At 44.7% G+C, this 21,273-nt stretch carries 24 protein-coding genes; 22 read left to right on the top strand and 2 right to left on the bottom strand.

Annotation, left to right across the window (positions count from 1 at the left end; genetic code table 11):
• Positions 1 to 90 precede the first annotated feature (90 nt).
• On the top strand, positions 91 to 543 hold the full coding sequence (locus QVP40_RS05115) for a DUF6465 family protein (protein ID WP_022067412.1): 453 nt from the start codon (positions 91 to 93) through the stop codon (positions 541 to 543).
• Positions 544 to 601: 58 nt separating this feature from the next.
• On the opposite strand, the gene QVP40_RS05120 is transcribed toward QVP40_RS05115, so the two are convergent.
• Entirely contained in the window at positions 602 to 829 is a 228-nt protein-coding gene (locus QVP40_RS05120; protein ID WP_022067413.1) for an alpha/beta-type small acid-soluble spore protein, read from the bottom strand.
• Positions 830 to 1,079: 250 nt separating this feature from the next.
• On the opposite strand from QVP40_RS05120, the gene QVP40_RS05125 reads away from it, so the two are divergent.
• From QVP40_RS05125 to QVP40_RS05140, 4 genes are read left to right on the top strand one after another with little or no spacing between them, the layout of a single operon-like run.
• A complete protein-coding gene (locus QVP40_RS05125) occupies positions 1,080 to 1,475 on the top strand; it encodes a methylglyoxal synthase (protein WP_022067414.1) in 396 nt (131 codons plus the stop codon).
• Entirely contained in the window at positions 1,472 to 2,026 is a 555-nt protein-coding gene (rsmD, locus tag QVP40_RS05130; RefSeq protein WP_022067415.1) for a 16S rRNA (guanine(966)-N(2))-methyltransferase RsmD, read from the top strand. Before QVP40_RS05125 ends, rsmD begins: the two co-directional genes overlap by 4 nt.
• 8 nt (positions 2,027 to 2,034) lie before the next feature.
• A complete protein-coding gene (coaD, locus tag QVP40_RS05135) occupies positions 2,035 to 2,529 on the top strand; it encodes a pantetheine-phosphate adenylyltransferase (RefSeq protein ID WP_022067416.1) in 495 nt (164 codons plus the stop codon).
• A 12-nt stretch (positions 2,530 to 2,541) separates the two neighbouring features.
• Positions 2,542 to 3,171 carry a hypothetical protein gene (locus QVP40_RS05140; RefSeq protein WP_022067417.1) on the top strand — a complete coding sequence of 210 codons (630 nt, stop codon included), beginning with the start codon at positions 2,542 to 2,544 and terminating at the stop codon, positions 3,169 to 3,171.
• Here QVP40_RS05140 and QVP40_RS05145 read toward each other — a convergent pair.
• Entirely contained in the window at positions 3,148 to 4,089 is a 942-nt protein-coding gene (locus QVP40_RS05145; protein WP_022067418.1) for a nucleoside recognition domain-containing protein, read from the bottom strand. The genes QVP40_RS05140 and QVP40_RS05145 overlap by 24 nt on opposite strands.
• Before the next feature lie 88 nt (positions 4,090 to 4,177).
• On the opposite strand from QVP40_RS05145, the gene QVP40_RS05150 reads away from it, so the two are divergent.
• From QVP40_RS05150 to QVP40_RS05230, 17 genes are all read left to right on the top strand, one after another.
• On the top strand, positions 4,178 to 5,623 hold the full coding sequence (locus tag QVP40_RS05150) for an aminoacyl-histidine dipeptidase (RefSeq protein WP_022067419.1): 1,446 nt from the start codon (positions 4,178 to 4,180) through the stop codon (positions 5,621 to 5,623).
• Entirely contained in the window at positions 5,620 to 5,949 is a 330-nt protein-coding gene (locus tag QVP40_RS05155) for a TIGR04076 family protein (protein ID WP_022067420.1), read from the top strand. The genes QVP40_RS05150 and QVP40_RS05155 overlap by 4 nt, the downstream gene beginning before the upstream one ends.
• 104 nt (positions 5,950 to 6,053) lie before the next feature.
• On the top strand, positions 6,054 to 6,866 hold the full coding sequence (locus tag QVP40_RS05160) for a M23 family metallopeptidase (RefSeq protein WP_022067421.1): 813 nt from the start codon (positions 6,054 to 6,056) through the stop codon (positions 6,864 to 6,866).
• A gap of 83 nt (positions 6,867 to 6,949) precedes the next feature.
• Positions 6,950 to 7,756, top strand: coding sequence for a GTP pyrophosphokinase (locus QVP40_RS05165; protein WP_022067422.1), 807 nt, complete (start codon positions 6,950 to 6,952; stop codon positions 7,754 to 7,756).
• A 10-nt stretch (positions 7,757 to 7,766) separates the two neighbouring features.
• A complete protein-coding gene (locus QVP40_RS05170; protein WP_022067423.1) occupies positions 7,767 to 9,761 on the top strand; it encodes a YgiQ family radical SAM protein in 1,995 nt (664 codons plus the stop codon).
• A gap of 16 nt (positions 9,762 to 9,777) precedes the next feature.
• Positions 9,778 to 10,401: a hypothetical protein gene (locus tag QVP40_RS05175; protein WP_022067424.1), complete on the top strand. Its 624-nt coding sequence runs from the start codon at positions 9,778 to 9,780 to the stop codon at positions 10,399 to 10,401.
• 7 nt (positions 10,402 to 10,408) lie between these two features.
• Positions 10,409 to 11,401, top strand: a complete 993-nt coding sequence (locus QVP40_RS05180) for an RluA family pseudouridine synthase (RefSeq protein ID WP_022067425.1) — start codon at positions 10,409 to 10,411, stop codon at positions 11,399 to 11,401.
• The gene (lepB, locus tag QVP40_RS05185) at positions 11,385 to 11,942 is read left to right on the top strand and encodes a signal peptidase I (RefSeq protein WP_022067426.1); all 558 of its coding nucleotides are present in this window, start codon (positions 11,385 to 11,387) and stop codon (positions 11,940 to 11,942) included. Before QVP40_RS05180 ends, lepB begins: the two co-directional genes overlap by 17 nt.
• 7 nt (positions 11,943 to 11,949) lie before the next feature.
• The gene (locus QVP40_RS05190; protein WP_138270235.1) at positions 11,950 to 12,483 is read left to right on the top strand and encodes a Holliday junction resolvase RecU; all 534 of its coding nucleotides are present in this window, start codon (positions 11,950 to 11,952) and stop codon (positions 12,481 to 12,483) included.
• 85 nt (positions 12,484 to 12,568) lie between these two features.
• The gene (gene hisZ / locus QVP40_RS05195; RefSeq protein WP_022067428.1) at positions 12,569 to 13,687 is read left to right on the top strand and encodes an ATP phosphoribosyltransferase regulatory subunit; all 1,119 of its coding nucleotides are present in this window, start codon (positions 12,569 to 12,571) and stop codon (positions 13,685 to 13,687) included.
• A gap of 1 nt (position 13,688) precedes the next feature.
• On the top strand, positions 13,689 to 14,330 hold the full coding sequence (hisG, locus tag QVP40_RS05200; RefSeq protein ID WP_022067429.1) for an ATP phosphoribosyltransferase: 642 nt from the start codon (positions 13,689 to 13,691) through the stop codon (positions 14,328 to 14,330).
• Positions 14,331 to 14,369: 39 nt separating this feature from the next.
• Positions 14,370 to 15,668 (top strand): histidinol dehydrogenase, encoded by a 1,299-nt coding sequence (gene hisD, locus QVP40_RS05205; protein WP_022067430.1) that lies wholly within the window; start codon positions 14,370 to 14,372, stop codon positions 15,666 to 15,668.
• Positions 15,669 to 15,677: 9 nt separating this feature from the next.
• Positions 15,678 to 16,265 (top strand): imidazoleglycerol-phosphate dehydratase HisB, encoded by a 588-nt coding sequence (hisB, locus tag QVP40_RS05210; protein ID WP_022067431.1) that lies wholly within the window; start codon positions 15,678 to 15,680, stop codon positions 16,263 to 16,265.
• Between the two features lie 24 nt (positions 16,266 to 16,289).
• A complete protein-coding gene (gene hisIE / locus QVP40_RS05215) occupies positions 16,290 to 17,573 on the top strand; it encodes a bifunctional phosphoribosyl-AMP cyclohydrolase/phosphoribosyl-ATP diphosphatase HisIE (protein WP_022067432.1) in 1,284 nt (427 codons plus the stop codon).
• A gap of 55 nt (positions 17,574 to 17,628) precedes the next feature.
• The gene (locus tag QVP40_RS05220) at positions 17,629 to 19,590 is read left to right on the top strand and encodes an outer membrane protein assembly factor BamB family protein (RefSeq protein ID WP_022067433.1); all 1,962 of its coding nucleotides are present in this window, start codon (positions 17,629 to 17,631) and stop codon (positions 19,588 to 19,590) included.
• A 326-nt stretch (positions 19,591 to 19,916) separates the two neighbouring features.
• Positions 19,917 to 20,696 (top strand): hypothetical protein, encoded by a 780-nt coding sequence (locus tag QVP40_RS05225; RefSeq protein ID WP_022067434.1) that lies wholly within the window; start codon positions 19,917 to 19,919, stop codon positions 20,694 to 20,696.
• A 128-nt stretch (positions 20,697 to 20,824) separates the two neighbouring features.
• Positions 20,825 to 21,169 carry a hypothetical protein gene (locus tag QVP40_RS05230; protein WP_138270240.1) on the top strand — a complete coding sequence of 115 codons (345 nt, stop codon included), beginning with the start codon at positions 20,825 to 20,827 and terminating at the stop codon, positions 21,167 to 21,169.
• The last annotated feature ends 104 nt before the right edge of the window (positions 21,170 to 21,273 follow it).

Consider the following 21,273-nt stretch of genomic DNA (forward strand, 5'->3'; position numbering starts at 1 on the left):
GACTTTAGTGAAATAAATTGTTGCAAAAAAACAAAAAACGTAGTATTCTAGTACCGTAATAATTTTATTTCACCTTGTAAGGAGGCTATTATGGCTACAAGAACAACAACAAAGAAAGCAGAACCTAAGACAACAACTGCAAAAACGGCTATCGAAAAAGAGGCTCCTGCAAAGACAGCTGCAGAAACTGAAAAAGCAGACGCAGCTACAGTTAAAAAAACCACAGAGAAAACAACTGCCAGAAAAACAGCAGCTGCAAAGAAAACTGCAGAAAAGCCTGCTGAGAAGAAGGCTGCTGTGAAAAAAACGGCTGTAAAAAGAACTGCAGCAAAGACAGCATCAGTAAATACAGAAGTATATGTACAGTTCTGGGGCAAAGAAGTATATGCGAAGGATGTAGTAGAAAGCGTTAAGAAGATATGGACTGACGAGATGGGCAAAAAAGAATCAGAGCTGAAAGACCTGAAGGTATACATTAAGCCGGAAGACAACGGAGCACATTATGTCATTAACGGTGACATCACAGGCTTCCTTGGTTTATAAGAAACAGAAAAAAGCTCAGGGGACAGTTGTCACCTGAGCTTTTCTTCTGGCTGTCTTGTTAGAACTGGCTGTTCTGAGCACCGCCGGACATCTGACGTTCCTGTTCAGCGATCATTTTACGGACCATTTCACCGCCTACAGATCCGTTCTGCTTGGATGTCAGGTTTCCGTTGTAACCATCAGTAAGCGGTACGCCAAGCTCATTGGCAACCTCAAATTTGAAACGGTTAAGAGCACCTTTTGCTTCTGGTACAGTTGCTTTGTTAGAAGAACTTGTGTTTGACATGATTCATTTCCTCCTTGGTTGTTTTTGTTATTTGGATGTTACACTGGTAGTATGTGAAATTTACGGAATAATACACTAGAATATACTGTCTGCGCTTCCAGAATTTTGAAATCATTAATTTTCTGTGAATTTTGTATATTCTATAAGATTTAATTGCGTTTTTTTTGGATATTTGTTATAATATCAAGGGAAATAAAGAAGAGAAGTAAAGAAACTATAAAATGTATTGGTGAGAATGGAGAGATGATCAATGAATTTAGGAATCATTGCACACAACAGTAAAAAAGTACTTATTGAAGATTTTTGTATTGCCTACAAGAATATTCTCGCTAAGCATGAAGTTTATGCTACGGGAACCACCGGAAGAAGAATCGAGGAGGCCACAAACCTGCATGTGCATAAATTTCTTGCAGGCAGCATAGGCGGTGACAAACAGTTTATGGAAATGATCGAGCGTCAGGATCTTGATATGGTGATCCTGTTTTACAATCCGGCAATGCTTGATCCCAAGGAGCCGGATATTGCGGCCATTACCATGCGCTGCGATCAGTATAATATACCGGTAGCTACCAATATAGCTACAGCAGAACTTCTGATCCTCGGACTTGCGCGAGGGGATCTGGATTGGAGACTTAATCTTAAATGAGAGTAATTGCAGGAAAAGCCCGCCGCCTTCCTCTGAAGACGCTGCCGGGATCAGATACAAGGCCCACAACGGACCGGATAAAAGAAACTTTATTTAACATACTTCAGCAGGAAATACCGGACTGCTCCTTCCTGGATCTTTTCAGCGGAAGTGGCGCCATTGGTATTGAGGCTTTAAGCAGAGGTGCTGCATCTGCTGTGTTTGTAGAAAAAAATCCAAAAGCCTGCTCCTGCATCAGAGAAAATCTGACATTTACAAAACTTGCGGAAAATGGTAAACTGTTAGCCATGGATGCATTGCAGGCGCTGCGTTCTCTGGAAGGACACCAGGCGTTTGACTGCATTTTTATGGATCCGCCCTATGAAAAAGGCCTGGAACGTCAGGTTCTGGAATATCTGGCGGACAGTACACTGGCAGATGAACATACGCTGATCATCACAGAGGCAGATCTTCATACGGATTTTTCCTATGCGGAGGAAATGGGATATCAGATCAGCCGCTCAAAGGAATATAAGACGAACAAGCATGTTTTTCTGTACAAAAGAAAGTGAGAACATACATGGTAACAGCAGTTTATCCGGGAAGCTTTGACCCGGCCACCTACGGTCATCTGGATGTGATCCGCAGGGCCAGCGTTTCCTTTGACAGAGTGGTAGTGGGAGTTTTGCATAATTCTGCAAAAAGTCCGTTGTTTTCTGTGGAAGAACGTGTTAATATATTAGAAAAGGCAACAAAGGACATCCCAAATGTTATTATAAAGCCATTTAACGGGCTTTCTGTTAATTTTGCAAAAGAAAATGAAGCCCAGGTTATTGTGCGCGGACTTCGTGCGGTTACAGATTTTGAATATGAGCTGCAGATGGCACAGACAAACCGCGTTCTGGCACCGGATGTAGATACCGTGTTCCTGACTACCAGTTTGGAATATGCATATGTCAGCTCTACGATCATGAAGGAAGTTGCCCGCTTTGGCGGTGATTTATCGAAATTCGCACCGCCTGAGATTATTCAGGCTCTGCATTCCAAGATGCAGGAACAAAATGAAGAGAAATAAGGAGAATGTACAATGAGCAGCAGAATTGAACAGATTATTGACGACATTGAGGAATTTATAGACAGCTGTAAATACCAGCCTTTGTCTAATACAAAGATTATTGTAAACAGAGATGAGATTGATGAACTTATAAAAGAGCTTCGCCTGAAAACTCCGGATGAGATCAGACGCTATCAGAAGATCATCAGCAATAAGGATGCGATTCTGGAGGATGCTCAGTCCAAGGCAGACGCGATCATTGCAGATGCTCAGGCAAAGGCTCAGGAGCTTGTTACTCAGCATGAGATCATGCAGAAAGCATACGCACAGGCAAATGATACCATTAATGCAGCCAACAAGCAGGCGCAGGAAATTCTTGATTCTGCCACACAGGATGCAAACAGCATTCGTCTCAGTGCGATCACTTATACAGACGATATGATGGCAAGCATCGGTTCTGTATTGAATCAGACACTTGAGGATGCAGGCGGCAAATATAAGAGCTTTATTGAAGCCCTTCAGACCTGCCTGGATGTTGTAAATCAGAACCGTCAGGAACTTGCTCCTCAGACTGCGCAGGCAGCAGCCATTACCGGAACCTATCACGACAGCGAGCCGGTCCCGGAGGATGATGAGCTGTTAGACGACCTTGAGGAAAACTAAAGCAGAGATTGCAGTAATTGCTGCGTTGAGGCATTTTGCAGAAATATATGGCAGTACAGAAAGCTCCTTATGAAGAAGGCTTTTTGTCTGCGCGAGAATACAGACTCCGCCAAAAGCAGCCATGGGCATGGAACAGAGATATCTGAGAACAGGAGAAAAGCCTGATCTTGCAAGCTGATGAAGTCCGGTTGTAAGTTCCAGGGCACCCAGAAACAGATATTCTGTCATTTCTCCTGCGTTCCAGTAATGCCTGACAAAGGCAGACAGGATAGAAAACAGGAGAATATAACCACCCAGCCGGGTGATTGTTTCAAAACCATTCATAATGGAGGCATCCAGCAGAGTTCCGGTTACGCCGGGCGCGGATGGCTCCTTGTTTTTTTCAGAAAAAAATGTATCAGGAGTTCTTGTTCGATTTCTGTAAACAAAAAAACGGAAAAAGATCATGGTGAGGCAGCTTGATAAAAGCAGAGGGCCGTATATAAGCCATGGATGAAACCTGTCATTAAGACAGATATGTATCAGGTATGTATAAATAAAAACAGGACTGGCATGATTGGTAAAGGTCAGCAGATATTCTGCTTCTCTCTTGCTGATCCTGCCGCAGCCATACAGATCCGAGGTGATTTTGGCCCCCATGGGATAGCCGCACAGAAGGCCCAGAAGCAGGGCATAGGCTCCTGACGGTGAAATGCCGAATATATGGCTCCAAACCGGTGACAAAGGCTTCAATAATTTTTCGACCATTCCTGTATGAATAAGGATTCCTGTAAGGATAATAAAGGGAAGAAGCGTGGGCAGCAGGGTATTCAGCCACAGATTCAGACCGTCCCTTGAAGCGCATAATGCCTCTTCCGGAAAACGCAGCAAAAACACAAGCAGCAGGAGGGTTCCTGCTGTATAAAAGATTCGCTTCATATACAACCATCGTTTTTTCTTTAATATATGGTTTGTATCAAATAAATATGAAGAATTTTCATAATCACATGAAATGGAGGAACAGAACATGAGAGCATTGGAAAACTGTGAACCAAAACGGGTATTTTATTATTTTGAGGAGCTTTGCAAGATTCCTCATGGTTCCGGAAACACAAAGCAGATCAGTGATTATCTGGTTAGCTTTGCAAAGGAACACGGACTTGAATATGTTCAGGACGAGATGAATAACGTTGTGATCTATAAACCTGCAACAGAAGGCTATGAGGATGCGCCGGCAGTGATCCTTCAGGGACATATGGACATGGTATGTGAAAAAAGACCGGATGTAGATCATGATTTTACAAAGGATCCTTTAAATATTTCTGTAAAGGACGGATATGTAACTGCAAACGGAACAACCTTAGGCGGTGACGACGGCATTGCTGTAGCTTACGGTCTTGCCCTTCTGGAAAGCACAGAGCTTGCACATCCGGCTCTGGAGGTTCTGATCACTGTGGATGAGGAAATCGGCCTTCTTGGAGCAGAAGGTTTTGACTGCAGCGCTTTAAAAGGAAAACGACTGATCAATCTGGATTCTGAGGCAGAAGGAAGTCTGTGGATCAGCTGTGCAGGCGGCCTTTCCGGTATCAGCACCATTCCTGTACAGAGAGTGGAGGCAGAAGGTCAGAAAGCAGCAGTAAAGATCACAGGACTTATGGGCGGACATTCCGGAGCGGAGATTGACAAAAAGCGCGCCAATGCCAATGTTCTGATGGGAAGATTTCTCTACACACTTCAGAAAGAAGCTGCTTATGAGATTATTTCTCTTGCAGGCGGACAGAAGGACAATGCTATTACAAGAGAGGCAGATGCAGAGCTTCTTGTTGAGGATGTAAATGCAGTAAAAGCCTGTGCGGAAAAAGTTCAGAAAGGATTCCGTGAAGAGTATGCAGGAACAGACGAAGGAATAACAATTGAGATTACAGATCTGGGAGCTTCCTCTGCAAGAGTTCTTCATCCTACAAGCAGAGAGAAAGTTCTGTTTTTCCTGATGGAAGTTCCTTTTGGTATCCAGAAGATGAGCGGAAGCATTGACGGTCTGGTGGAAACCTCTACCAATATCGGAATTGTGAAGCTTGGGGAGGACGAATTCCTGGGAAGCTCCAGTGTCAGAAGCTCTGTGGAGGCAGCTGGCGCAGCTCTTTCCGATAAGATCTGCTATCTGACAGAATTCCTCGGAGGAGACTACACGGTTCAGGGAGCTTATCCTGCATGGGAATACCGGAAGGATTCTCCGCTGAGAGATCAGATGGTTGAAGTGTATGAGGAAATGTATGGAGAAAAACCAAATGTTGTGGCAATCCATGCAGGACTTGAGTGTGGTCTGTTCTACAAAAAAATCGAAGGACTGGACTGCGTTTCCCTTGGACCGAACATGAAAGATATTCATACCTCTGAGGAAGTTCTTGACATTGCTTCCACAGAGCGCGTATGGAAGTACCTTGTAAAAGTTCTGGAATCCCTGAAAAAATGAAAAGAGTAAAAATTACCGTTCTGCGTAAAGAGTTTTATCCGGAGTACGCAGATGAATATCTGACACAGGGACAGTCTGTGGGGCCGTGTCCTTTACTTGAAGTTGGGGATGAATTTATTTTTGAGGGCAGTGCGAAAATGCCTGAAGGATTTTGCCCGTGGGCCTGGATTGATATTTACAGAAGTGTCAGTGCTATGTCATCCGGTTCCAGCAATAAACCGTGGGCGAAAAAGGATGGACAGACAATTGTATGCTGTACAGATGGCGTACGCCCGGTAGTGTTTTGCGTGGAAGCGTTCGGGGAAAACGATGAATCTGTGGAGTAAAATATAATACGGTATAAAAAGCGCCGCTGTGGAATGTATTTCTGCAGCGGCATTTTCATTTCTCTTCTGCATATATTAAACTGCAGGTTTAAGCTGGAGGATTTATGAAAAGAAAAAAGATATTGCTGATGATTGCAGGATTTTTTTACCTTGTGTTTCTTGCAGATTTGGAAGGTATGATACGGGGGCGAAGCCGCGCTTCGGTTTTATCCGGAGATGTTCTGAAAAGCGAAGAGTTCCGGGAGCAAAAACTGTCCGCTGATCTTTATAAGCAGCTGCACAAAGTTTCCGGTGATACCGAAGACTGGATTCCGTTACTGGCTGCTTCCATGGCAGAAGAAGACTTTTATCCTGAAAAAATTTCCAACAATCAGGAGCTTTACAGAAAATATAAACCGGAGGAATTTCAGCTTCTTGTGAACACTTACCGGGCAGTGTGGGAAGATGTAAAATATTTCCCGGTTGCATCCTCAGAAATTGCTTTTGAAAACACCTGGCAGGCACAGAGAGCTTATGGAGGAAAACGAACCCATGAAGGAACAGATCTGTTTGGAAAGGTTACGGAGTCCGGCTATTATCCTGTGATCAGCATGACTGACGGCATTGTGGAACAAAAAGGCTGGCTTCCTCTGGGCGGCTATCGGATTGGTATACGTTCTCCCCATGGAGGATATTTTTATTATGCGCATCTTTCCGGATATGAGACAGGTATCGAAAAAGGCCAGTCGGTTGCAGCCGGCGATATTCTGGGTTATATGGGAAACACCGGATACGGACCTGAGGGCACCAGAGGAAGGTTCCCGGTACATCTTCATCTGGGAATTTATATCGAGGTTCCCTTTCAGAAAGAGATGAGTGTAAATCCTTACTGGCTTCTGAAGATTTTTGAGAAAAAAATCAGAAACTATACATATTAAATTACATAATCTTTTAAAAGTATGCTATAATAGGCAGGAGTATCAAAGGATACTCCGGTATTTTCCTGCAAGGAGTGATTTATATGGAAATACAGTTATGGAGAAGTATTTTATGCCCCTATCAGCTTGCTGTCAGAGAGCTGACGGTTAAGTTTGAGCATATGATAGAGGAGCATAAAAAAAATGATCTTTACTCGCCTATTGAGCAGGTTCGCGGGCGTGTAAAAAGTGTTACCAGCATTCTGGAAAAAATGCAGCGCAAGCATATCCCCATGGAACGGATGGAAGAGGAAGTGGAGGACATTGCGGGAATCCGCATCATCTGTCAGTTTGAAGAGGATATTGACACAGTGGCAGCTCTGATCCAGAAGCGCAGTGACATGCAGATAAAAAGTGAAAAAAACTATCTGAAGCATATTAAGCAGAGCGGCTACCGCAGCTATCATCTGATTATTTATTATACAGTGGAAACCATTGAGGGACCCAAAACCATTCAGGCGGAAATCCAGATCCGTACTATGGCAATGAACTTCTGGGCAACCATTGAGCATTCTCTTCAGTACAAATATAAGGGGGAAATGCCCATGCATGTTGCAGAACGCCTCAGCAAGGCAGCAGACGCCATTATTGCGCTGGATCAGGAAATGTCTTCTGTGCGAAATGAGATTATGGATGCCCAGAACTCTTCCAGGATGCAGTCCAATCTTGTAAAGGATATTCTTTTAAGCATTGAGAATCTTTACAAGATTTCCAATAAACGCGAGGTGGAAAAGATCCAGGACGAATTTCTGAGAGTATTTCAGACAAAGGATCTTCAGCAGCTTGAACGTTTTCACAGACAGCTTGATATTATCGCAGAGGGCTATCGCGCCCAGTCAGTAGCAAATTAGGAGCAGATACATGCATAAATTTTTACCAGTAACAGCACAGGAAATGAAGGACCGGGGATGGGATCAGGTGGATTTTGTCTATCTGACAGGAGACGCCTATGTAGACCATTCTTCTTTTGGTAGCGCCATTATCAGCAGACTTCTGGAAAGTCATGGATACCGGGTGGGAATCATTCCTCAGCCTGACTGGCGGAAAAAAGAGAGTATCCAGGTGTTCGGAGAACCGCGCCTGGGTTTTCTTGTGACCGCCGGAAATATGGATTCCATGGTGAATCATTACACAGTGTCAAAAAAGCATCGTCAGAAGGATTCGTATTCTCCCGGAGGCAAAATGGGCCTAAGGCCGGACATGCCTACAGTGGTTTACAGCAACCTGATCCGTCAGACCTATAAGCACACGCCGATCATTCTGGGCGGTATCGAGGCAAGCTTAAGACGGCTGGCTCACTATGATTACTGGGAGGACCGGGTAAAAAGAAGTGTGCTTCTTGATTCCGGGGCGGATCTGATCTCTTACGGAATGGGAGAACATTCTATTATTGAAATCGCGGATGCGCTGAACAGCGGCATCCCGGTGGAAGAGATCACCTACATACCGGGAACTGTTTATAAAAGCAAAACCTGTGATACTGCCTACGATCCTGTATTTCTTCCGTCTTTTGAACAGGTCAGGGACAGTAAAACAGCCTATGGGGACAGCTTTGCCATCCAGTACAGAAATACAGATCCCTTTACGGCGAAACCTCTGGTGGAGGATTACGGCACAAGGGGATATGTGATCCAGAATCCGCCGGCCCTTCCTCTTGGCACCCAGGAAATGGATGACGTGTATGATCTTCCTTATATGGGAACCTGGCATCCCATGTACGACAGTCAGGGAGGGATTCCGGCTCTGGATGAGATCCGGTTCAGCCTTACCAGCAACCGGGGATGCTTTGGCGGCTGCAGCTTCTGCGCCCTTACCTTTCACCAGGGAAGGATTCTTCAGACAAGAAGCCATGAATCTATTTTAAAAGAAGCAGAAAAAATGACAGAGGATCCTGCATTTAAGGGATATATCCATGATGTAGGAGGCCCTACGGCAGATTTCCGGCAGCCTTCCTGTCAGAAACAGCTGACAAAGGGCGTATGCCAGAACCGGCAGTGCCTTTTTCCCACGCCCTGCAAAAATCTTACGGCAGATCACAGCGACTATGTGACGCTTCTTGGGAAGCTCCGGAAGCTTCCGGGTGTCAAAAAAGTATTTATCCGTTCAGGAGTACGGTTTGATTATGTAATGGCAGATAAAAATCCTGCGTTTCTTCAGGAACTGGTCCGCCATCACATCAGCGGTCAGCTTCGTGTAGCGCCGGAGCATGTGTCAGATCAGGTACTCTATTATATGGGAAAGCCTTCTCATAAGGTTTATCAGGATTTTCTGAAAGCCTATGAAAGGGAAAACAGAAAAACAGGGCAAAAGCAGTATGCAGTGCCGTATTTTATGTCCTCCCATCCGGGATGTACCATGAAGGAGGCGGTAAAGCTTGCGGAATACGTAAGGGATCTGGGCTTTACCCCGGAACAGGTGCAGGATTTTTACCCTACGCCGTCCACTCTTTCCACCTGTATGTATTATACGGGAATCCATCCTCTTACAAAGGAAAAGGTGTATGTTCCGAAAAATCCTCATGAAAAAGCTATTCAGAGAGCTCTGATGCAGTATAAAAATCCGGCAAACAGGTCATTGGTGCTAGAAGGACTGAAAATAGCAGACCGAATGGATCTTGTAGGCTTCGGACCGAAATGCCTGATCCGTCCGGAACGGAAAAACAATGACAGGTTGAAGGAAGGCAGAAAGGGAAGTCCGGGGGAGAAGAATCCTGCCGGCGTCAGAAAAGGAAGCTTCGGAGAAAAGGGCTTTAGCAGCAACAAAAAAGGAAACCCGCGGGAAGCATCCACAAAAAATCCTGCAAAAAGATCTGTGAAAAAAACAATCCGTAATACTCATAAGAAAAAAAACAGATAGAATAAAGGAGAATCACATGAGCAAAAAAAATGCCGGGAAACATGCCAAAAAGGGTGAATTCGGTTACGTTGCAGCAGAGAAAAAACGAAAATTTCTGATCACGGCAATTCTGTTTGCAGTGCCGCTTCTGATCTTTTTTACGGCAATGATGTATTTTAAAACAAGACTGACTATCTGGACTGTGATCGCTGTTGTGGGCTGTCTTCCTGCCTGTAAAATGCTGGTAAATCTTATTATGCTGTTCCGCTGTCCGTCCATGGATCCGGAAATCTACAGCCAGATCCAGAAGCATTGCAAAAGCCTGGTCATGTCCTATGAAATGTATATGACTTTTTATGAAAAAAGCGCGTTTATTGACGCCTTTGCCATCTGCGGAAATCTGGTGGTGGGGTACAGCAGCGATCCCAAAATAGACGCAGCCTTTATGGAAACAGAAGCTCAGAAGATCCTGAAAGGCAACGGATACCGGGCAAATGTAAAAATATTTAAGGATCTCAAGCCGTTTCTGGATCGTCTGGATTCCATGAACGAGCATAAAGAGTCTCTGGAGGAGGGAATCAAATTCCGGCCGGATGAGCGGTATCCGGAACTTTCCAGAAATGAACTGATCCGCCACACCATTCTGGCGATCTGTCTGTAGGTGACGTATGAAGCAGTTTACAATCAATGGAAACGAGGCGGGGCAGCGTTTTGACAAGTATCTTGCAAAGCTTTTAAGAGAGGCGCCCAAAAGTTTTGTATACAAAATGCTCCGCAAAAAAAATATTACCCTGAACGGAAAAAAGGCAACAGGAAATGAAAAGCTGAACCAGGGGGATGAGATCAGACTTTTTTTCAGTGATGAAACTTACCTGAAGTTCAGCGGAAAAGAGGCTGCGCCTAGGGCAAGCACAGAGCTGTCTGTTGTTTATGAAAACAGGGATATCCTTCTTATCAACAAGCCGGCAGGAATGCTTTCCCAGCCGGATGAAACAAAGGAGCCTTCCCTTGTGGAGTATGTGACGGGCTATCTTTTAGATACCGGTGCTGTGACAGAGGAAGAGCTTGTTACCTTCCGGCCTTCTGTGTGCAACCGTCTGGACAAAAATACCAGCGGTCTTGTGGCAGCAGGAAAAAGTCTGGCAGGGCTTCAGGCTCTCTCAGAGCTGTTCCATGACAGAACCATCCATAAGGATTATCTTTGCATTGTAAAAGGGGTATTAAAGGGACAGACACATATCCGGGGATATTTAAAAAAGGATTCCCGGTGCAACAAGGTCACTGTATATAAAAATAAAGTCCAGGATGCCCAGCCTGTGGAGACTGTATACACGCCTTTTGGCAGCAATGGAAGAACAACACTTCTGAAGGTACGGCTGGTAACAGGAAGAACCCATCAGATCAGGGCTCATCTTGCCTCCGAGGGATATCCGCTTATGGGAGACAGCAAGTACGGAGACAGAGCGTTTAATAAAAAATGCCGGGAGCATTACGGGCTGAAGCATCAGCTTCTTCACGCATTCAGCCTGACTTTCCCCCATCTGGAGGGATGCCTTGGGGAGGTTTCGGAAAAAACCTTCCGCGCAGAGCTGCCGGAGCTTTTTCAGCACATTATAAAAGAAGAACATTTAGAGGAGAGTTATCATGAAAATCTGGAATGAAATCTGGGATTATGTAAAAATGATCATAATCGTAGTGGTTGTGGTACTTTTTGTCAATAATTTTATTCTTATTAATGCAAAAATCCCTTCTGAGTCCATGGAAAATACCATTATGACCGGGGATCGCGTATTTGGATTTCGTCTTGCATATGGACTGAACGTGGATCTTTTCGGAAAGCATATTTCCAAAAAAGTAAAGGATCCGGAGCGTTTTGATATCATTATTTTTAAATATCCGGATGATGAAAGCCAGCTGTTTATCAAGCGTCTGATCGGTCTTCCGGGAGAAACCGTGGAGATCAGAGACGGAAAGGTTTATATTGACGGAGCCCAGGAGCCGCTGGATGACAGCTTTGTGCCTGAGGTGCCTACCGGAGACTACGGCCCCTATAAGGTTCCTGAAAACTCTTACTTTATGCTTGGAGACAACCGGGAAAATTCAAGAGATTCCAGATTCTGGGATAATACCTTTGTCACTTTTGACCAGATTGTGGGAAAGGCAGTGATCCGCTATTTCCCGTCCATCAAAATCCTGAAATAAGGAGAAGATTATGGCATGGGTAAGCAGAGGCCTCCGGGGTTCCACCCTGGAGGAGCTTGTCAATCGTACAAATGAACAATATGCAGAAAAAAAACTGGCACTGATACAGAAGATCCCTACTCCCATTACGCCTGTTCGTATGGACAAAGATCATCACCAGATCACTCTGGCGTATTTTGAGCAGCGCAGTACCGTAGATTATATCGGCGCTGTGCAGGGGATCCCTGTGTGCTTTGATGCAAAGGAATGCAGCACCGATACCTTTCCTTTAAGCAACATCCACTCACATCAGGTAGCCTTTATGAAAGCATTTGAAGAGCAGGGAGGAGTGGCATTCTTTTTGCTCTTTTTCAGCAGTGAGAACATTTTTTATTATCTGCCTTTGCGTCAGCTTCTTATATTCTGGGAGCGTATGGAAAAGGGCGGCAGAAAAAGCTTTCGAAGGGAGGAGCTGGAACAGCAGTTTTATCTTCCCAGACAGAGCGGATTTTTTGTTCCTTATCTGGAGGGGCTGAAAACAGATCTGAATTTACGGGATTGACAAGTGATTTTTCTTTGATTATAATTTTGTTGTTTAATATAGTATTATGGTAGCGAGATAAAGTGAAGGCAAGGAGGAAAGGATCATGCAGAGGATTTTTCATACACCGGAAGGCGTCCGGGATATATACGGCAGAGAATGCAGACAAAAGCATGAACTGAAGCAGAGGATCCGAAGTGTATTTCAGAAATATGGCTATGAAGAAATTGAGACGCCTACGTTTGAATATTTTGAAGTGTTTGGCCAGGAGGTGGGAACTGTTCCCTCCAGAGAGCTATATAAGTTTTTTGACAGAGACGGGAATACGCTTGTACTGAGACCGGATTTTACGCCCTCTGTTTCAAGAGCCTGCGCTTCTTATTTTTCCCCGGACAAAGAGCCGGTGACTTTGTTTTATACAGGGCAGACCTTTGTAAACAGCTCCAGTTATCAGGGCAGGCTGAAGGAGATCACTCAGATGGGAGTGGAACGAATCGGAGACGATTCTTCTGAGGCGGACGCAGAGCTTCTGGCAATGACGGTGGAGGCGCTTCTTTCTTCCGGCTTAAGAGAATTTCAGGTCAGTGTGGGACAGGTAGATTATTTTAAATCTCTTTTGAAGGAGGCAGGACTTGAAAAGGAAGCAGAAGAACATCTCAGGGCGCTTATTTCCGAAAAAAATTATTTTGGCGTGGAGGAGTTGGTAGAGGAACAGAAGCTTTCTCCCGGACTTGCAGCAGTATTTCAGGAGCTTCCTCATCTTTTTGGCTCTGTGGAGGTACTGAAAAAAGCCAGAGATCTTACAGATAATCAGTCAGCAGTTCAGGCAGTGGAGCGCCTGGAACGGATCTATGAGCTTATGAAGGTTTACGGATATGAAAAATATATCAGTTTTGATTTTGGTATGGTAAGCAGGATCCAGTATTATACAGGTATTATTTTTCAGGCCTATACCTATGGTACCGGAGAACCGCTGGTAAAGGGCGGACGCTACAATGAGCTTTTGAAGCATTTTGGCACACCTGCCGCTTCTGTGGGTTTTGTGATCATGGCAGACAGCCTCCTTACTGCGCTTTCCAGACAAAAAATAGAGATTCTTTCCCATGAAGATCCCTATGTTCTTACTTACACAGATGAAACACTGGAGGAAGCTGTGGTAAAGGCTCAGCGTTTAAGAAAAGAGGGACGCTTCGTGTCTCTGAGAAAAAAGAAGGAGGGCCTGTAATATGAGATATCTTACCATTGCACTGACAAAGGGCCGTCTTGCTCAGAAAACCCTGGATATTTTTGAAAAGGTGGGAATTACCTGTGAAGAGATCAGGGATAAAAACTCCCGGAAACTGATTTTTGTCAATGAAGAGCTGAAGCTTAAATTTTTTCTGGCAAAAGGCCCGGATGTACCTACATATGTAGAATATGGGGCGGCAGATATCGGCATCACAGGAAAAGACACCATTATGGAGGAAGGGCGTAAGCTTTACGAGGTTATGGATCTGGGATTCGGAGCCTGCCGCATGTGCGTGTGCGGACCGGAAAGCGCAAAGGAGCTTCTCCATACCAACCAGCTGATCCGGGTGGCAACCAAATATCCCAATATTGCCAAGGATTATTTTTATAATAAAAAGCATCAGACAGTTGAGATCATCAAGCTGAACGGCTCTATTGAGCTGGCTCCCATTGTAGGGCTTTCTGAGGTGATCGTGGACATTGTGGAAACCGGAAGCACTTTAAAAGAGAACGGGCTGAAGGTGCTGGAGCAGGTATGTCCTCTGTCAGCCAGAATGATCGTAAATCAGGTCAGCATGAAAATGGAGGATGAGAGAATCCGAAAGCTGATCATGGAGCTCCGTGATGTTGTCAGACAGTAATGCATTTATGACACAGGAAGATAAAAGGGGGAATCTGTTATGCGTATGGTAACGCTTACAAAACAAACAACAAAGGATATTCTGGAAAATCTTCTGAAAAGAAGTCCCGGCCAATACGGCAGCTATGAGGCGGCTGTAAAGGAAATTCTTGAAAAGGTAAGGGAAGAGGGAGACCGGGCTCTTTTTGCATACACAAAAAAATTTGACCGGGCGGAGATCACAGAACAGAATGTCCAGGTCACTGAGGAAGAAATCCGGGAAGCCTATGAGGCTGTGGATCCGGATCTTGTGGATGTGATCCGGAAGTCTCTGGTAAATATCAGAAGCTATCACGAAAAACAGAAGCAGAACAGCTGGTTTACTTCCTCGGAGGATGGAACCATGCTGGGTCAGAAGGTAACGCCTCTTGAAAAGGTGGGAGTTTATGTGCCGGGAGGAAAGGCAGTTTATCCCTCTTCCGTGCTTATGAACATTGTTCCTGCCAAAGTCGCAGGTGTGGACAGAATCATTATGACAACCCCTCCGGGACCGGATGGAAAGGTAAACCCTTCTACTCTTGTTGCGGCAAAGGAAGCCGGGGCAGATGAAATCTATAAGGCAGGAGGCGCTCAGGCAGTGGCAGCTCTTGCCTATGGAACTGAGAGTATTCCAAAGGTTGACAAGATTGTAGGGCCGGGAAATATTTTTGTTGCTCTTGCAAAAAAAGCAGTTTACGGACATGTGAGTATTGATTCCATTGCAGGCCCAAGCGAGATCCTTGTTCTTGCAGATGACAGTGCAAACCCGCGCTTTGTGGCAGCAGATCTTCTTTCCCAGGCAGAGCATGACGAGCTGGCATCCGCCATTCTGATCACCACAAGCAGAGAGCTGGCAGAAAAGGTCAGCAGTGAGGTGGATGAATTTGTAAAGAAACTTTCCAGAAAGGATATCATTCAGAAATCCCTGGATCAGTTCGGCTACATCCTTCTGGCAGAAACTATGGATCAGGCTGTGGAGGCTGCCAATGCCATTGCTTCTGAGCATATGGAAATCGTTACCAGAAATCCTTTTGAGGTTATGATGAAGGTCAGAAATGCCGGAGCCATTTTTATTGGGGAATACAGCTCAGAGCCTCTGGGAGATTATTTTGCAGGTCCCAACCATGTGCTTCCCACCAATGGAACTGCCAAGTTTTTTTCACCGCTGTCTGTGGATGACTTTATTAAAAAATCAAGTATTGTCTATTATTCCAGAAAAGCGCTGAAAAAGATCCATAAAGACGTGGAGCAGTTTGCAGCCTCTGAACAGCTTACTGCCCATGCCAATTCCATAGCGGTAAGATTTGAGGATGAGGAATAAGGAGGAGCTATGGCACGAGAAGCATCTATTGAACGAAATACAAAGGAAACGGAGATCAAACTGAAGCTGAATCTTGACGGAACCGGATATTCGGACATTATTACCGGCGTGGGATTTTTTGACCATATGCTGGAGGGCTTTACCAGACATGGTTTTTTTGACCTGTGTATTCGCGTTCACGGAGATCTGCAGGTGGACGACCATCATACCATAGAAGATACAGGAATTGTTCTGGGAACTGCCATTAAAGAGGCTGCAGCAGATAAAAAGGGAATACGCAGATTCGGAAGCTGTATTCTTCCCATGGATGAAGTGCTGGTTCTCTGCGCTGTGGATCTGTCCGGACGGGCTTATTATTCTTCAGACGCAGAATTTTCCTGCGAAAAGATCGGAGACATGTCTTCTGAGATGGTGAGAGAATTCTTTTATGCCGTTTCCATAAACAGTGGCATGAACCTTCATTTTAAGGTTCTTACAAACGGAAACAGTCATCATCTTGCAGAGGCTATGTTCAAAAGCTTTGCAAAAGCCCTTGATCAGGCGCTTTCCTGTGACGAGAGAATCACGGATGTGCTTTCTACAAAGGGAAGTTTGTAAACATCTGATAAAAGGAGAAAATCTATGACAAATAAACGATTGATTCCCTGCCTTTATCTGGAATCCGGCAGGGCGGTAACAGGATTCGGCCAGAGAAATCTTTTTGGAGACGGAGACGTAGAAGCTCTGGCAGGCTTTTACAGCGATAATGGCGCAGATGAACTTCTTGTTTTTGACTTTTCTTCCGGGGATGAGGAGCATGAAAAGGCCATTGCCCGGATCCGGGAGATCTGCGCCGTCTCAGAAATACCGGTTATGGCAGCAGGTAATATTAACCGGATGGAAGATGTAAAAAAACTGATCTATGCAGGCTGCGCCAAGGTTGCTCTGAATTTTTCCAAGCAGAGTAATATAGAACTCCTGGAAGAAATGTCCAAACGGTTTGGTCAGGAAAAAATGTATGTATGTATTTCTTCTCCTGAGGAATTTACAGAGAATAAAGAGCTGATCGAAAATTATGCAGGAGGTATCCTGGCTCTGGATGCGGTACAGAACGAGGTGGAAAAGGTTTCGTCCATGCAGGTGATCCTCCACACGGAGGAAAATCATAAAGAGACTCTGATGGAGCTTATGAAGCAAAAGGCTGTGGGCGGTTTAAGCGGAGCCTTTGTAAGCGCTTCTGACACAGATCTTACTGCATTTAAGGAGCTGTGCAGAAAAAACGGGATTCCCGTGAATATTTCTGAAAGCGCGATCTCATGGTCGGAATTTAAGCTGAACAGCGATGGTCTGATTCCGGTAGTGGTCCAGGATTATAAAACAGACGAGGTGCTGATGCTGGCTTATATGAACGAAGAAGCCTTTCAGACCACTCTTGACAGCGGAAAAATGACCTACTGGAGCAGAAGCCGTCAGGAACTGTGGACAAAGGGGCTGACTTCAGGGCATGTACAGTATGTAAAATCCCTTACTCTGGACTGCGATAATGATACGATTCTTGCAAAAGTAGCTCAGGTGGGCGCTGCCTGCCATACAGGAAACAAAACCTGTTTTTTTAAGCCGCTTATGAAAAAGGAATATGACGATACCAATCCTCTCAGGGTCTTTCAGGAGGTATATGATGTGATCCTTGACAGAAAGGAGCATCCAAAGGAAGGCTCTTATACCAATTATCTTTTTGATAAAGGCATTGATAAAATCCTGAAAAAAGTAGGAGAGGAATGCACAGAGATCGTCATTGCCGCCAAGAATCCGGACAAGGATGAAATGAAATACGAAATTTCAGATTTTCTTTATCATGTCATGGTACTGATGGCAGAAAGGGGCGTGACCTGGGAGGAGATCACCAGAGAGCTGGCAAGAAGATAAAGACATAGGAAAGGCCGGGCTTCTGGCCTTTTGTCATGTATAAAGGAGCAAACGTATGAAACAGAAAAAATATTCTCATGTAAGAAAAAGTAACTACCGTCCGCCTAAAAATCATTCCCCGCAAAAACATCCGGAAAAAAGAGTGCGGGAGGAGCGTGAGTATGTAAGGAGCGTATCCCGTTCCAGATCAGCTGCTGACAGAAAAACAGCCTCACGGAAACATGCCTCGTCTTATGGAAGTGTGCCGGAACGCAGAGATCCCCGGAAGCATTCCTCGCCTTCAAGACTGATCTTGTGGAAAAAAGCCGGAAAAATAAAAGCAGGTCTTCTGCTGCTGGTAATCTGTATCATAGGATGTTCAGCTATTTTTCTGGTGCGCAGTCTGGGAACCGGGGAAGCCGGAGATCATAAAAAGTCCGTGCAGACTGCAGCCAAAAAGAATGATGCCCAGGATCAGCCCCTTGATATGCAGAAAACAGAAGAGATCGCTTTTGCCCCCCGAAGTACGGAGGCGACCAGACCGGAGAAGCTGATCGAGTACACAGAGCTGGAAGTAGACGGAACTCTGATAGAGAATGTGGATGGCTACGCTGCGGATCAGGAAATTGCTTTTGGAATGGGAGACAAGTACACAAAAGCAGATGGGATTGTTACTTTCCGCGGAAATAATTTCCGGGATACGGCTGCGTTTGGAACAGCAGATATAAAAGAAAATACTCTGTCTAAAATCTGGTCAAAGGATACGGGCTCTCTTTCTTCAGGAGATACGGTGTGGACCGGAAGCGGATGGACCGGTCAGCCTCTGATGCAGAAGTGGCCAAAGGAGATCCGGTCCCATATGAATATGTACGACTGGGCGAAAGAAAAAGAAAATCTTGTGGAAGTGATCTACGCCTGCATGGACGGATATGTTTACTTTCTTGATCTGGAAACCGGAAAAGAAACAAGAGACGCTCTGTATCTTGGCTATACCTTCAAAGGTTCCGGAGCGCTGGATCCCAGAGGCTATCCGATCCTCTATGTGGGAGCAGGATACAACAGCGATGAGGGAACTGCCCGGGTCTTTGTGGTGAATCTTCTGGACTGCAGCACCATGTATACCTTTGGGGACAATGATGAATTTTCTCTGAGGGGAAGTCTGAGCTTTTTTGATTCCTCACCTTTAGTGGATACAGAAACAGATACTTTGATCTATCCCGGCGAAAACGGCATTCTTTATCTTATTAAGCTGAATACCCAATACGATCCGGAAGCGGGAAGTCTTTCGATATCTCCGGGAAAAACTGTGAAATGGCATTACTACGGCACCAGATCTTCAGAAGAAACCTTCTGGGTGGGAATGGAAGACAGCGCCGCCATATATAAAAATTATATTTTTATGGCAGATAACGGCGGAAATATGATGTGTCTTGATCTGAATACCATGAAGCTTGTATGGGTTCAGGACATTCTGGATGATTCCAATTCAACGCCGGTGCTTTCTGTAGAGAACGGGCATCTGTATCTTTATGTAAGCACCTCCTTCCGACTGGGATGGAGAAGCTATGATTCTGCCACCATTCCTGTCTGGAAGCTGGATGCGGAAACAGGTGAGATCGTCTGGCAGACGGATTATCAGTGCTATACCGATGACGGCGTTTCCGGCGGTGTCCAGTCCACCATTGCCTCAGGCAAAAATAATCTTTCGGATTATATTTATGTGACTGTATCCAAAACAGAGGACAATGCCTCCGGCGTGCTTCACTGCCTGGACAAAAAAACAGGAGAACTTGTGTGGGAGCATAAGTCAGGCTATGCCTGGTCCTCCCCGGTGTGCGTGTATGATAAAGAGGGAAACGGCAAAGTTCTCTACTGCAGCAGCGATGGAAATATGTATTTCCTTGACGGCAGGACCGGACAGGTATACGACACTCTTTCTCTCAGCGAAGGTGTGATTGAATCCTCCCCGGCCGTCTATGGAAGCACAGCGGTTGTGGGAACAAGAGACTGCAAGATCTGGGGTGTGGAGCTTCAGTAAAAAGTATATTCTGGTGATTTAAAAGGATGGTTTTCCGGAAAACGGAACGCTGTCCTTTTTTTGAGTTTTTCATCCCTGAGAAATCTTCAGACAAACAGAATAGGAGTTTTATCTGAAAATAAAACATATACAAAAAACATCTGGTAATATATAATGCTATTATAAATTACAGACAAAGAAAAGGATGCATAATAGGAAAAGAATCTGAACGGTAAATGAATCCCTGAAATGCTGTATTTTATTTCTGATATCATGCTGTAGGATATGGATAGCGATTGGAATGTTGATGATTCAGTATATGTAAAAAATGAGAAGGAGACAGGTTTATGGAACTGAAAAAGGTTTGGATGTCCCCGGAGACCGGGAAGAAAAGCCAATATGGGTATCGGACGGTTGGCGGTATTCTTGGAATTGTGTTGCTGATGACAGCGTTGCTTTTTACAGGAACGTTTCTGTCTCTTTCTTTTGGATTGCCTCAGCAAAGTTTTTCTATGATTCTGGTACTTTTTGCCACTGCCCTGAGTATTGCGCTGGCGGTACGTATGGGATATCGGGGAATGCAGGATGCCACAATTTTTTTTCTGACAGAAAATGACCGTTTATGGGTTATGGATGCCCGCGGGCTCTCCAGTCATGGAGATGGATTTCTGGGATTTGCTATCAGTTCCATGGAAACGCAGGCATTTTTACGCAGGCAGGGGAAACAGCCTTTTCTCCCAAAAGGAGCAGATGAAATCCTGAAGGTATTAAGTATTAAAGAAAACCGCAGTCATTATGCTTTCCGATGCCAGGCATGTCATTCTGCCAGACATGTGGTGCGGCGCACATATTTTCTGGTTAAGGGAATCCAGGACGAACAAATGCTGTTACAGGAGCTGGAGCGGAGAAAAACCTGGGAGAATGTGCTGGAGCCGGCTGAGAACAGAAATCCTCTGTATATTCTTCTCAGCGGAGCTGCCTTCATCTTCTGTGTTATCCTGTGTATTCTGAGCCATCCGTCTGTTGCCAGGATGTCCGGTGAGATTTATTTTCCCTGTATGGGAGCTTCTATGGTAACATTTTGTTTTTTGCTTTACTTTATTATCCGCCAGCACCGTGGCGAATAAGCAGGCCTGGTTCTGCAGATACACATTAATTTTACAGGAGATTCTGAAACAATGGATTTTCTGTCGGCTTTGGCGTGACAGACCTATGAGCGGCAGACAGCAGATGAGAATCATTGAGGTGATCTGAAATGAAAAAATGCAGATATTGTGGAAAAGATTTAAGAGGCAGTTATGATTTTTGCTGCAGTGAATGTGAACAGCATTACAGAAAGAGCAGTGAGAAGGATCAACATCAAATCAAATATTTTATTATGGGTATGATCATGGGATTTCTGATTATGTTTTATGGCGTCCTACGGAATCATACTTTCGCAGCAGGCACCGGAATCATACTAATGGGTATGGATGTTGTCATACTACCATTTACAACTCCTGAAACAGTTTCTTTCTTAGGTTATCAAAAATCTAAAATCGCTGGGAGAATCTTAGGAATAATGCTTGTAATAGTAGGGATATGGTTTGAATTTCTTTAATGATAAGCATCAGCCGCATTGTGAAAAAAGAGGATACAGAAAAAGAAAATTCTGAAAATTACTGTTGAGTTTGTGAAATTCCATAGTTACAGCTTCTTGAAGCA

Source organism: Blautia sp. CAG:257, assembly GCF_000433815.1.
Taxonomy (GTDB): Bacteria; Bacillota; Clostridia; order Lachnospirales; family Lachnospiraceae; genus Blautia_A; species Blautia_A caecimuris.

What these genes read in the sequence shown, in the direction of transcription:
- QVP40_RS05115 (WP_022067412.1), top strand. Translation starts at nt 91, where the DNA reads ATGGCTACAAGAACAACAACAAAGAAAGCAGAACCTAAGACAACAACT.
- QVP40_RS05120 (WP_022067413.1), bottom strand. Translation starts at nt 829, where the DNA reads ATGTCAAACACAAGTTCTTCTAACAAAGCAACTGTACCAGAAGCAAAA.
- QVP40_RS05125 (WP_022067414.1), top strand. Translation starts at nt 1,080, where the DNA reads ATGAATTTAGGAATCATTGCACACAACAGTAAAAAAGTACTTATTGAA.
- rsmD (WP_022067415.1), top strand. Translation starts at nt 1,472, where the DNA reads ATGAGAGTAATTGCAGGAAAAGCCCGCCGCCTTCCTCTGAAGACGCTG.
- coaD (WP_022067416.1), top strand. Translation starts at nt 2,035, where the DNA reads ATGGTAACAGCAGTTTATCCGGGAAGCTTTGACCCGGCCACCTACGGT.
- QVP40_RS05140 (WP_022067417.1), top strand. Translation starts at nt 2,542, where the DNA reads ATGAGCAGCAGAATTGAACAGATTATTGACGACATTGAGGAATTTATA.
- QVP40_RS05145 (WP_022067418.1), bottom strand. Translation starts at nt 4,089, where the DNA reads ATGAAGCGAATCTTTTATACAGCAGGAACCCTCCTGCTGCTTGTGTTT.
- QVP40_RS05150 (WP_022067419.1), top strand. Translation starts at nt 4,178, where the DNA reads ATGAGAGCATTGGAAAACTGTGAACCAAAACGGGTATTTTATTATTTT.
- QVP40_RS05155 (WP_022067420.1), top strand. Translation starts at nt 5,620, where the DNA reads ATGAAAAGAGTAAAAATTACCGTTCTGCGTAAAGAGTTTTATCCGGAG.
- QVP40_RS05160 (WP_022067421.1), top strand. Translation starts at nt 6,054, where the DNA reads ATGAAAAGAAAAAAGATATTGCTGATGATTGCAGGATTTTTTTACCTT.
- QVP40_RS05165 (WP_022067422.1), top strand. Translation starts at nt 6,950, where the DNA reads ATGGAAATACAGTTATGGAGAAGTATTTTATGCCCCTATCAGCTTGCT.
- QVP40_RS05170 (WP_022067423.1), top strand. Translation starts at nt 7,767, where the DNA reads ATGCATAAATTTTTACCAGTAACAGCACAGGAAATGAAGGACCGGGGA.
- QVP40_RS05175 (WP_022067424.1), top strand. Translation starts at nt 9,778, where the DNA reads ATGAGCAAAAAAAATGCCGGGAAACATGCCAAAAAGGGTGAATTCGGT.
- QVP40_RS05180 (WP_022067425.1), top strand. Translation starts at nt 10,409, where the DNA reads ATGAAGCAGTTTACAATCAATGGAAACGAGGCGGGGCAGCGTTTTGAC.
- lepB (WP_022067426.1), top strand. Translation starts at nt 11,385, where the DNA reads ATGAAAATCTGGAATGAAATCTGGGATTATGTAAAAATGATCATAATC.
- hisZ (WP_022067428.1), top strand. Translation starts at nt 12,569, where the DNA reads ATGCAGAGGATTTTTCATACACCGGAAGGCGTCCGGGATATATACGGC.
- hisG (WP_022067429.1), top strand. Translation starts at nt 13,689, where the DNA reads ATGAGATATCTTACCATTGCACTGACAAAGGGCCGTCTTGCTCAGAAA.
- hisD (WP_022067430.1), top strand. Translation starts at nt 14,370, where the DNA reads ATGCGTATGGTAACGCTTACAAAACAAACAACAAAGGATATTCTGGAA.
- hisB (WP_022067431.1), top strand. Translation starts at nt 15,678, where the DNA reads ATGGCACGAGAAGCATCTATTGAACGAAATACAAAGGAAACGGAGATC.
- hisIE (WP_022067432.1), top strand. Translation starts at nt 16,290, where the DNA reads ATGACAAATAAACGATTGATTCCCTGCCTTTATCTGGAATCCGGCAGG.
- QVP40_RS05220 (WP_022067433.1), top strand. Translation starts at nt 17,629, where the DNA reads ATGAAACAGAAAAAATATTCTCATGTAAGAAAAAGTAACTACCGTCCG.
- QVP40_RS05225 (WP_022067434.1), top strand. Translation starts at nt 19,917, where the DNA reads ATGGAACTGAAAAAGGTTTGGATGTCCCCGGAGACCGGGAAGAAAAGC.
- QVP40_RS05230 (WP_138270240.1), top strand. Translation starts at nt 20,825, where the DNA reads ATGAAAAAATGCAGATATTGTGGAAAAGATTTAAGAGGCAGTTATGAT.